Genomic DNA, 11,886 nt, shown 5'->3' with positions numbered 1-11,886 from the left:
TATTTACTCTCTTCATAATACCCCTAAGTTCATCATAGTCACTATTTTTTCTCTCTTCAAATCCAATAGCAGATTTTTTTAATGAGCCTAAAATTTTCTTGTCTTTTAAATTTAGTAAAGCATTTTTTATTTTTTTAACAAGTTTCTTATCTAATGATGAACCTGAGACAATCAAAAAGTCAGGCAATGAATTACTTTTTGCTATAACCTGAAGATATTTTGAATACTTTTGTGCAATAGATTGTTTTACTGCTCCAGCATCATATCTTCCCATTATTACATATTGTGCAACCTTATCATGTCTTCCAAGAAAGTCGTATTTTTTTATTTTTTTTATTACATTGGCCCTAATTAGCATATCCATTGGAACAAAATAAGATAGTGTTGATTCAGGTGAACCAAAAGCAAAACTATGATTTTTAATATCTTTAAGCCCTTCAATAGAAGAATCTTTTTTGCTAGTAAGTACACTTTTAAAAGGATTGTTATTACTATTTTTTAAACCAAGAATAATATTTATAGCATCTTTATTTATTATTTTTGTTTTTATATATGGTGATGGACCAATGTAGCCAAAGTCAAAGGTACCATTAGCAAACTTATTGATTGTATCCACATAGTTATAACCAGTTTGAAACTCTATTTCTCTTCCAGTTGATTCTTCTAAATACTTAATAATTGGCAATAGCTTTTCTTTCATTAATTTTGGCTCAATTGTAGATATTGCACCAAAAATTAATTTTTCAGATGCCCCAAGGTTAAGAGCTAAGATTATAAATATACAAGTAATAAGTTTCATGAACACATCATAGAATATTTTATGTTAAATTAAAGTGAAAAATGAGTAAAATATATTATATAAAGGTTAACTATATGCGCTACTATTTTATCTTATTTATTCTCTATGAAATTATTATAAGTTTTTATTTTTATAAACAATATACAAATAAAGTATCAGATCAGCATCAAAGTGTATTAAAACTAGTAGAACATTCTCTTGATAACTCAATAAATACATTTGGATTAGCAAATGATGATTTTCACTCTCAGTATTCATATAAAATTTCAAGACTAGTATCGCAGTCAAATGGCGCTTCATTAGAAGTGCGAAATGAAATTCGAGAAGAGTTACTTGATGCATTTATGCCATTTTATATAAACAAAAAGTTGTACGCTTTTGAAGGTATGCATATCTTTGACCAGAGAGGCTACTCTCTTTTGAGATTTCATGAACCTGACAAATATAATGATCATATAGTTAACCTTAGATATTCACTTCAAAGTATGTTAAAAAACTTTTCTTATCAAAAAGGTTTTGAACTAGGGGTATTTAAAGAGTCATATAGATTTCAATATCCACTTTTTTATGATGGAGATTTTGTAGGAAGTTATGAATATAGCGTTAGTCCTAAAGCTCTTATGAATGAAATGAAGAAATTTTATGCAAATCAATATTTATTATTATTCAAATCTAAGCAGAATAATTTTCTTGAAAGAACTGAAAATGTAAAAAAACATTACTCAAAAGCTATGATAGGAACTAATGAGTTTTATTTTCAAGTACCTCTTCATAGTGAAGGTTTTGATGAATTATATTTTAACTATATTATAAAAAATAAAAAGACGATAAAAGCTATAAATTCTAAAAGAGCTAGCGTAGTAGATTATAATTATAAAGGTCAGAATTTAGCAGTTGCTATTAAACCAATATATGATATTGAAAATAAGCATATAGCTTATATGTTTATTTATGTAAATAATAATCATATTATTAATTTTAGATATGAGTTTTTTATTGCTATTTTTATCTCTTCGCTCTTTAGTTTAATGCTTTTTATTTTCATCATTAAACAAGTCAAACATAGACTTTATGTTATGGAACTGGTAAATATGCAACATGATATGCTTGTAGTAACTGATGGAGAAAAAATCAAAGATGCCAATAATGCTTTGTTAAAGTTTTTTGGTTTTGAAACATTGAAAGATTTTAATAAAAAGCATTTATGTGTTTGTGAATTTTTTATAGAAGAAGATGGGTATTTACAGCAATATAATAATGGAATTATCTGGACACAATATATGATTCAAAATCCAGATATAAAATTTAGAGTTAAAATACTAGATATTTCAAATAATAATATGAAAATATTTGAAGTTGAGTATGAGTTATTTAAAGATACTCACTATACTTTTATACTTTTTAGAGATGTGACAGATGAAGTAGATATACAAAATGAACTTTTAACTCGTGCTAATTATGATGCTTTAACAAATATTTACAATCGGGATAGATTTGAGTATTTTTTAACAATAGAGCTAGAAAAATCATCTCAAAATAACGAGCTTTTTTCTTTAATAATGTTTGATATTGACCATTTTAAACTTGTTAATGATAATTTTGGGCACGATATAGGAGACACAATTCTTAAAGAGATTACCTCTCTTGTCTCTTCTCATATCCGTGACACAGATACTTTTGCTAGATGGGGTGGTGAAGAGTTTATGATAATATCTAAGGCTGAAATAGAGCATAGTGAATTATTTTCTGAGAAACTTCGTAGTATCATTGATGAGCATATATTCCCCCATGTAGCGGATGTAACTTGTAGTTTTGGTGTTACTCAATTGCACAAAAATGACACCTTAGAAAGTATAGTTAAGAGATGTGATGACATACTCTATAAAGCTAAAAACTCTGGAAGGAATTGTGTACGTTTTATGAAGTGAGTATAATAACAACTCTAATAATTTATCTTAATATTAAGACAAACTTACTATAATCACTTTAATAATTAAATACATTTAAAGGTGACTATTTTGAGTGCACAACCCTTTACCCACTTACATCTACATACTGAATACTCACTACTTGATGGCGCAAACAAACTTACAAATCTAGTCTCTCGTGTTAAAGAGCTTGGCATGACTTCTGTTGCTATGACGGATCATGGAAATATGTTTGGAGCTATAGACTTTTACCATCAGATGAAAGCGGCTGATATTAAGCCTATTATCGGAATGGAAGGGTATATCCATAATGGTGAGACTCTGGGTGACAAGTCAACAAAACAGCGTTTTCATATTTGCCTTTTTGCTAAGAACAAAAAAGGTTATGAGAACCTAATGTATCTCTCTTCAAAAGCTTTTATCGAGGGGATGTACTATTTTCCAAGAATAAATAAAAATGAACTTCGTGCTCATAGTGAAGGGCTTATTTGTACTTCTGCTTGTCTTCAAGGAGAGGTTAACTGGCATCTAAACCTTGCTAATGAGAGAAATGTAAGAAATGGTGCTTTAGGTTATGATGGAGCTAAGGCAGTTGCGCTTGAATATAAAGAGATATTTGGCGATGACTTTTACTTAGAACTAATGAGACATGGTATCGGAGATCAACTACATATTGACAATGATATACTAAAAATTGCACAAGAAACAGATATAAAAATAATTGCTACAAATGACACTCACTACACTAATCCTGGAGATGCACAATACCATGAGGCATTTATGTGTATTGGGATGAATAAACTATACGATGATCCAAACCGTATGCGTCACTCAGTTCATGAATTTTATCTTAAATCTCCAGAGCAAATGGCAAGATTATTTGCAGATATTCCAGAGGCTATTACACATACTCAAGAGATTGTTGCAAAGATTGAAGATTATGTTCCGATTGTAAAAACACCAACTCCTCCAAATTTTAAATTTACACCAGAATATGCTGCCAATGATGGTTTGACTTTAAGTAGTAATGATAAAGATATTGGAGATGCAGAGTACTTTACATACAGATGTAAAATTGGTCTGGTAGAGAGACTTAAACATGTTTCTGAGGATAAACACGAAGAATACAGAAAGAGACTAGAGTTTGAGATGGACATCATTAACTCTATGAAATTTCCTGGTTATATGCTTATTGTTTGGGACTTTGTGAAAGTCGCTAAAGAGATGGATATCGCTGTTGGTCCAGGTCGTGGTTCTGCTGCTGGAAGTCTTGTTGCCTATTCTCTAGATATTACAGATATTGATCCTATGAAGTATGATCTTCTATTTGAGAGATTTCTAAATCCGGAACGTGTATCGATGCCCGATATCGATATGGACTTTATGCAAGCTCGTCGTGGTGAAGTTATTGATTATGTTGTTGAGAAATATGGACGTAATCAGGTAGCTCAAATCATTACTTTTGGTTCACTTCTTGCAAAAGGGGTTATCCGTGATGTTGCCCGTGTTCTTGATATGCCACTTTCTCAAGCTGATAAGATGGCAAAACTTATTCCTGATGAACTTGGTATTACACTTAATGGTAAGACTAAAAAGGGTGAATTTATTGATGGAGCTTTTCAAAAAGAGCCAAAGATAAGAGAACTTATAGACTCAGATGCTAATTCTAAAAGAGTATGGGAGTTTGCCAAAAAGCTTGAAGGTCTAAAGCGTAACTCAGGTATCCATGCTGCTGGTGTTGTTATCTCAAATGAAGAACTTTGGTACAAAACACCTATATATAAACCATCTGGTGAAGATACTTTTGTAACCCAATACTCACTGAACTATCTTGAAGATGTTGATCTTATTAAGTTTGACTTCCTTGGTCTTAAAACACTTGATGTAATTTACAATGCTATAAAGCTTATAAAGAGAAGATATAACAGAGATATAGATTGGCATAAAATAGATGAAAATGATCCAAAGGTTTATGAGGTTATTCGTACAGGTGAAACTGTCGGGATGTTCCAGATAGAGTCTTCTGGTATGCAAGATCTTAACAAACGTCTTAAACCAGATAATTTTGAAGACTTGATTGCGGTCTTGGCACTATACAGACCTGGTCCGATGGAATCTGGAATGTTAGATAGTTTCATCGAGCGCAAGCATGGTCGTGAGGCTATTGAGTATACGTTTGATAATATGAAATCTATCCTTGAAAACACATATGGGGTCATCGTTTACCAAGAGCAAGTAATGCAGATTGTTCAGAATGTTGGAGGCTTTTCTCTTGGTTACTCGGATATTATTCGTCGTGCAATGGGTAAGAAAAAAGACATGAATGTCTACAATGCAGAGTTCTCTGAGGGTGCGCAAAAACAAGGGTTTGATTATGCTGAGGCTTCAAAACTGTTTGACTTGATTGAAAAGTTTGCTGGATATGGTTTTAATAAATCTCACTCAGCAGCTTATGCAATGGTTACATTTCAAACTGCATGGTTAAAAACTTACTATCAAAATGAGTTTATGGCGGCACTTTTAACCTCAGACAAAGACAACACAGAAAAAGTTGTTCGTTATATCGATGAAGTTAAAAGAATGGGAATAGAGTTATCCCCTCCAGATGTAAATGACTCATACCTAGAGTTTTCTGCAATAACAAAAGATGATAAAGATATTATTCTTTTTGGTTTGGGTGCAATTAAAGGTGTCGGTGGGGCTGCGGTTGAGTCTATTATTCAGACAAGAGAAGAAGATGGAGAATTTACTTCAATAGAGAATTTTGTAAACCGAATAGATCCATCAAAAGTAAATAAGCGTTTTGTTGAGTCAAGTATAAAATCCGGTGGTTTTGACAGATTTGGTTATTCAAGAAAAGCTCTTTTAGATCAGATAGAAAAGATTGTAGATACTGCAAAAGATGCATCTATGGCTAAGAAAAATGCAGTTGGAAGTCTTTTTGAAGATGACGCTGAAATAACAACAGTAAAACTAGATCTTACAAACTCTGATGAGTATGAACTTAAAGAGATACTAGAGTTTGAAAAAGACACCTTAGGTTTTTATGTATCTGGACATCCTCTTGATGAATATAGAGGAGTTATGGATGAGTTAAACTACTCACTATCTTCAGAGTTAGAAGGTATTAAAGATGGAACTTTTGCAATCTTTATAGGTAAGGTTGAAGATATTGTTAAAAAGGTTTCTAAAAAAGGAAATCAATTTGGAATAGTAAACCTTATGGACTTTCATGGAAATATTGAAATCATGCTTTTTTCTGATAAGCTTGAGCAATTAGCTGAAATGGATTTAGATGAGCCTATCGCTTTTAAAGCAAAGATTACTCATACTGAGATGTTTACAAGAATTGGTGTTACAAAAATTATGACTCTAAAAGAGTCTAAAAAAGAGTGTAAAAAAGTCAAAAAAGAGATTCGTGAAGTGCCTCAAGAGCCTATAAACTTAGCTGTAAGATTAGATACTAATATGAATGTTTTAGAAGACCTTTACAAATTAATAAGACAAAATCCAGGTAATCGTCAACTAAAAATTACCATTATCTCAAAACTACATAATGTAGTAATCGATTCAGCTATAAGAGTTGATAGTAAAATTCTAAGTGCTTTAGATGGTAATGAATCTATAGATATCATAGCTTAGTATAAATAAAAGGAGAATATATGCATAAACATAATATTTTATTGCTTGATAATAATGAAGAGTCTTTGAATCTTCTCAATCAAGTTATTGGTTCTAAGTGCCAAATAGACTTAACTATTGATATTGATAATGTTCAGTCTATAATTTTATCTAATGATAGACTTGATTTAATTCTTTTGGATACTAGTGTTAAAAGTTTAAATAGTGATTTAGACGCATATGAATTAGCACGAATACTAAAAAGAGATGCAAGATGTAGTGAAGTTCCTATTATCTTTTTTCTTCATGAAAATGATAAAGATAGTATCAATAAGTGTTATGAATACGGAGGAGCTGAGTGTATATCCAAGCCTTTTCATCATGGAGAATTTAAGTCTAAGGTTAAAAATATTCTTCAGTTATTTCATCTTAGAGACTCTCTCTCAAACGCTTTAGAAGATAGACAAAGACATATTGTAACTATACAGCGCCAACTAAATGCAATAGATGAATATGTCTTATATATAAATTTAGACTTGAATCATAATATTTGCGATGCAAGTACTGCATTTGTAAACTTACTTGCTTGCACAAAAGAAGAAATAATAAAGAGAAATAAGCACTGTTTGAGTAAAGAAGAACTTGGTTTGGAAAAATTTAATGAAGTTTTTGAAGGGGTTGAAGAAGCTAAGCCACATATATCTGAGATAAAAACCAAAATATCTGATAATCAAACTCTTTGTCTTGAAGTAAAAATTGCTAAAGATTTTGATTATTTTGATAATCATATAGGTTATGTTGCAACATTTCACGATATTACCGATAAAAAGATTATAGAGAAAAAGAATATAGAGCTTGATAGAGTTAATTATGAATTAGATGAAAATATGAATTACTTAAAACAGTTTAAAAAAGCAGTTGAAGAAACTTCTATATTTTCTATTACTGATTCACAAGGGACAATAAAAGAAGTAAATAAAAACTTTGAAGCTATCTCTGGTTACTCTAAAGAAGAACTAATAGGACAAGCTCATAATATTGTTAGACATGAAGATATGCCAAAAGAAGCTTTTAGACAGATGTGGAAAACTATTAAAAGTGGAAATATCTGGAAGGGTATGGTTAAAAATAAACGTAAAGATGGCAAAGGTTATTATGTACTTTCTGAAGTAATGCCAATTAAAAATTCTGATGGATCATTTAGAGAATATATAAGTATAAGAACAGATGTAACAGAACTAGAAGAGTATAAACAAGTACTGAAAAATGACCTTGATACGAAAAACAGAAGTTTAGAAGAAAACATAAACTATATCACACAATACGAAGATGCTATAGATAACTCAATAGCAATACTAAAAACTAATACAGAGCATATTATACATTATGCAAATGAAAAATTTTGCAAACTTAGTGGATATAACCTTGAAGAGTTAATTGGAAAAGATTGTGTTGAGTTAAGAGATGAAATACATAGAAGTAAAGAAGACTGTAAGAATATAGCTAAGATACTAAATGAGAAAAAATCTGTTTCTAAAGTAATGACAAATATTAAAAAAACAGGTGAAAAATACTACTCTAATACTCTTTTTTATCCTATTGTTGATACCTCAGGCAAAGTAGTAGAGAATCTTCAAGTTATGTATGATATTAGTGAGATAATAAATCTAAATAAAGAGATTATAAATACTCAAAAAGAAGTTGTATTTACTATGGGTGCTATTGGTGAAGCAAGATCACAAGAGACTGGAGATCATGTTAAAAGAGTTGCAGAATACTCTTATCTTATTGCTAAAATATATGGCTTAGATGAAAAAGAGACAGAGCTTCTAAAACAAGCCTCTCCAATGCATGATATTGGAAAAGTAGCTATTCCAGATAGTATATTAAAAAAACCTGCAAAACTATCCTATGAAGAATTTGAAGTCATGAAAACACATTCTGAAATAGGTTATGAGATGCTTAAACATTCAGATAGACCAATACTCAAAGCATCAGCTCAAGTTGCATATACACACCATGAAAGATATGATGGAACTGGTTATCCAGAAGGTCTTAAAGGTGAAGAAATACCAATATTTGGTCGAATCACAGCAATAGCAGATGTTTTTGATGCACTAGATAATAATAGAGTATATAAGCAAGCCTGGGATCTAGATGAGATATTGGAACTATTTAGGGAAGAGAGAGGTAAACATTTTGATCCAAAATTAGTAGATATATTTTTTGATAATTTGGATGAGTTTATAAAAATCAGAGATGAATTTAATTAATATGGATAATTTATGAATAAAAAAGATTTTAACGAAGGTTTGCTCGGTTTTTTAGACGCTTCACCTACACCTTTTCATGCGACTTTAAATATGTCAATGATGTTTGAAAATGCAGGCTTTATAAAACTTGAAGAAGAGAGTAAGTGGGAACTACAAAAGGGCGCTAAATACTATGTAACTCGTAATGACTCATCTGTTATTGCATTTACATATCCCAAAGATGCAAAAGAGTATACAATGCTTGGTGCTCACACAGACTCTCCGAACTTAAAATTAAAACCAAATCCTGTAATAAAAGAGCATGGTGTTGTGAAGTTAGGAGTAGAACCTTATGGTGGTCTGCTTCTTAATCCATGGTTTGATAGAGACTTATCATTAGCTGGTCGAGTCTCATATTTAAATAGTGAAGGTAAGATAAAAGAGACCCTTATAGATGCTAAAAAAGCCCTAGCTATTATCCCATCTTTAGCAATTCACTTAGATGATAAAGCAAATAAAGACAAAACTGTAAATAAGCAAACTGATATATGTCCAATATTGACTACATCAGATGACTTTGAGTTTAACGAGTTCCTAAAATGGCAACTCTCAAAGATAGATATTTTGGATATAAAAGAGTTATATGCATCTGAACTTAGCTTATATGACACACATAAAGCTTCTTTTGTCGGACTTAGTGATGATTTTATTGCTAGTGCTAGACTTGATAATCTTCTTAGTTGTTATGTGGGAATGCTTAGCATCTGTAGTATAGATTCTAATAACCCTATGCTTTTTATTGCAAGTGATCATGAAGAAGTTGGAAGTGAGTCTACATCAGGGGCAGGTGGTTCATTTTTAGAAAATACACTCAGAAGAATGTTTAAAGATTATGATGAATATATGCAAATGATTAGAACTTCACTAATGATTTCTGCTGATAATGCACATGCTATTCATCCAAACTTTCCTACTAAACATGATTCAAATCACACACCTTATATAAATAAAGGAAGTGTTATAAAAATAAATGCAAATCAAAGATATGCATCTAACTCTAAGACTATTTCTAAGTTTATGAGCGTTGCATCTGAACTTAATGAGCCAATTCAACAGTTTGTTACAAGAAGTGATATGGGATGTGGTTCAACAATAGGGCCTATAACAGCTACAAGACTAGGAATAGAAACTCTTGATGTTGGGCTTCCTACCTTTGCTATGCACTCTATAAGAGAGCTTGCAGGCTCTGATGACGCATACTCTCTTTATAAAATAATACTAGGGTTCAATAAATAATGTCTGGAGTAACAGCTGAAGAGTTAAATGTTTTAATAGAACAAACGTATAAGGTTGAGAAAGATTTTAATGAACTAAAAGCTTCATATGCGCACTTACAAGATACTGTAGAAAAAGTTGTTGAGTTCTTACCAAATGCTATTTGGATTGTAAATAGTGATGATACAGTATTTTTGCAAAACTCAAAAGCTAGAGATTTATGGGAACTTTTAAAGTTGTTAGAATTTAAAAATGATGACTATGAAGTAAACTTTAACTCTTGTTCTTACCTTATTAAAAGTTCTAACTATAAAGATAAGATAATGCTTAGTGCCACAGATATAACTGAGCAAAAAAGAAAAGAGAACCTTGCAACTATGGGTCAGATGGCAGCGCATTTATCTCATGAGATAAGAAATCCTATTGGTTCTATTTCACTGCTAAGTTCAACTCTTAAAAAACGTGTTATGCCAGAAAATATTCCTATAGTAGAAGAGATTCAAAAATCTGTCTATCGAATTGACAGAATTATAAAAGCTACTCTAATGTTTTCAAAAGGAGTAGAAATTTCAACATCACCTTTTATGTGGAGTGAGTTGAAAAGTTCTATTGATATGTCTATTGGATATTATGGGTATTCTAAAGACTTGACATTTATATTTCCAGAACATGACTTTGAGATAAACGCAGACAAAGATCTTTTAGAGATGCTCTTTTCTAATTTTATTGCCAATGCTATAGATGCCATAGAAGTTGATGATGAGGAAGATGGTGTTATAGAAGTGTTTTATAAGTCTGATAATGAGTTTCATAAGTTTTATATTTATGATAGCGGAGTAGAAATTGAAAATAAAAAAGAACTTTTTGAGGCTTTTAAGAGTACAAAAGTAAAAGGAAATGGTCTAGGTTTAGTACTTAGTTCTCAGATTGCAGAGGCTCACGGTGGACATGTACGCCTTTTATACTCTGATAAAAAATGTTTTGAAATAAAAATTAAAATCTAAAAATGGTATAATTATTGCTTTTATTCTTAAAATAATTTATTTAAGGTGATAGTGATATGTCAATTAGTCATAAAAATATAACTTCACTTCTTGAATTTGTAAAGATAGATAAGTTTTATGTTGTTTGCCACTTTAGATGCAAGGTTACAAACAAGACAATTATTTCAACTGTTCCATTTGAACCATATGAGGGTAAGATTGAAATTACATGGCAGGATTTATTGCTTCATCCGATTGAGTCATATAATAGATATTACCACACACCAATAACAATTTATAATCATGACTTAAATGATACTATAGTACTTAAAGCTTTTGAAAAGATAGTTAAGTATTTTGAGTGGAGTGATAGCTACAATAGTTATGTATATACAGCAAAACAAGGATTTAATTTTGAACAAAGAGTTAGTTGAAGTTCCAGGGACAACACTTCCATTTTATAAATATGAAAAAGATGACTTAACAATTTATGAGTTTAATGCAACAGAATGTCAACCACCAGAGCCAATGGTAAATACTGTTAGAGGCTTGGGTCTTTTAAAAAGTACAACAGATAGACTTATTGGTTTTTTCTTCCATGAACCTTTTCCTCTTTATCAAAAAATTCCACTAACTATATCTCATGAAGCACAAGAACTAGAAAATGGAGATTTTCAAATTACTTTTAAAATAGAAGATTAATATTATCAACTATTAATCTTTTTTCTCCACCTTCATTATGCAATTATTAAATATCAACATTAATACTTGTATATTCATTCTATAACTTATTGTGCATATAATAAAATTTTAGAGATATTAAAGTGATATTTAAAAATAATACTGTGTCACAATAAAGTAACTTTAAGCGTATTTGTGACAAAATATCGCCTAAAAGGAATGAAAATGTTACAAAATCTATCCATCAGTAAAAAAATTCACATCCCACTTATCTCTTCAATTTTAGTTGGTTTATTTGTAATAATGATAAATTATTTTTATTCTATCCAAGATATGGAAGATAATAT

The 11,886-nt window shown here is 30.6% G+C and carries 8 protein-coding genes; 7 read left to right on the top strand and 1 reads right to left on the bottom strand.

The genetic code is table 11. The features are described 5' to 3' along the window. The coding region (phnD, locus tag QZZ48_RS10850) for a phosphate/phosphite/phosphonate ABC transporter substrate-binding protein (protein ID WP_294965579.1) at positions 1–799 on the bottom strand (799 nt) is incomplete at its 3' end. Between the two features lie 41 nt (positions 800–840). On the opposite strand from phnD, the gene QZZ48_RS10845 reads away from it, so the two are divergent. The 7 genes from QZZ48_RS10845 (at position 841) to QZZ48_RS10815 (ending at position 11,560) form a co-directional block, all read left to right on the top strand. Next, a complete protein-coding gene (locus QZZ48_RS10845; RefSeq protein ID WP_294965577.1) occupies positions 841–2,727 on the top strand; it encodes a diguanylate cyclase in 1,887 nt (628 codons plus the stop codon). 90 nt (positions 2,728–2,817) lie between these two features. Next, positions 2,818–6,369, top strand: coding sequence for a DNA polymerase III subunit alpha (gene dnaE, locus QZZ48_RS10840; protein WP_294965574.1), 3,552 nt, complete (start codon positions 2,818–2,820; stop codon positions 6,367–6,369). 20 nt (positions 6,370–6,389) lie between these two features. Continuing rightward, positions 6,390–8,621 (top strand): PAS domain S-box protein, encoded by a 2,232-nt coding sequence (locus QZZ48_RS10835; RefSeq protein ID WP_294965571.1) that lies wholly within the window; start codon positions 6,390–6,392, stop codon positions 8,619–8,621. Between the two features lie 12 nt (positions 8,622–8,633). Then, positions 8,634–9,896, top strand: coding sequence for a M18 family aminopeptidase (locus QZZ48_RS10830; protein WP_294965569.1), 1,263 nt, complete (start codon positions 8,634–8,636; stop codon positions 9,894–9,896). After that, on the top strand, positions 9,896–10,879 hold the full coding sequence (locus QZZ48_RS10825; protein WP_294965567.1) for an ATP-binding protein: 984 nt from the start codon (positions 9,896–9,898) through the stop codon (positions 10,877–10,879). Before QZZ48_RS10830 ends, QZZ48_RS10825 begins: the two co-directional genes overlap by 1 nt. A gap of 56 nt (positions 10,880–10,935) precedes the next feature. Next, on the top strand, positions 10,936–11,292 hold the full coding sequence (locus tag QZZ48_RS10820) for a hypothetical protein (RefSeq protein WP_294965565.1): 357 nt from the start codon (positions 10,936–10,938) through the stop codon (positions 11,290–11,292). Further along, a complete protein-coding gene (locus QZZ48_RS10815; RefSeq protein ID WP_294965562.1) occupies positions 11,273–11,560 on the top strand; it encodes a hypothetical protein in 288 nt (95 codons plus the stop codon). The genes QZZ48_RS10820 and QZZ48_RS10815 overlap by 20 nt, the downstream gene beginning before the upstream one ends. Positions 11,561–11,886: the final 326 nt, after the last annotated feature.

It is taken from the genome of Sulfurimonas sp. (assembly GCF_016744025.1).
Taxonomy (GTDB): domain Bacteria; phylum Campylobacterota; class Campylobacteria; order Campylobacterales; family Sulfurimonadaceae; genus Sulfurimonas.
Note: the sequence above shows the minus strand (reverse complement) of the source record. Positions and strands in the feature narration are given on the sequence as shown.